This window comes from Gilvimarinus sp. 1_MG-2023 (genome assembly GCF_030548285.1).
This window is the reverse complement of sequence record NZ_JAUOSC010001049.1, coordinates 1-270: the sequence shown is the minus strand read 5'-3', so window position 1 is coordinate 270 and position 270 is coordinate 1. Positions and strand designations below refer to the sequence as shown.

The 270-nt window shown below is 51.9% G+C and carries 1 protein-coding gene; it reads right to left on the bottom strand.

The features are described 5' to 3' along the window. The coding region (locus Q4563_RS20070) for an SNF2-related protein (RefSeq protein ID WP_303605767.1) at nucleotides 1-270 on the bottom strand (270 nt) is incomplete at both ends.

Genomic DNA, 270 nt, shown 5'->3' with positions numbered 1-270 from the left:
GGATGGGGGTGGCTGACAGCAATATACGGCTTTCGGCTGTTACTGTGGCGGCAACGATGTCTTTGGCGCGTTGATTGCCGCGCTTTTGGTAAAGATTACGTAGCTTGTGGGCTTCGTCGAAGACGACCAGGTTCCAGCAGATGAGCTGGCTCTGGTGCTTTTGCCGAGCCAGGTATTCGTAGGAAACGATGACGATTTTGTCGACGTGTTGGAGCGGATTGGATAGCCCTTTTTTTTTCAGGCCTTTGGCAATGTTGCTGTCGATGATGA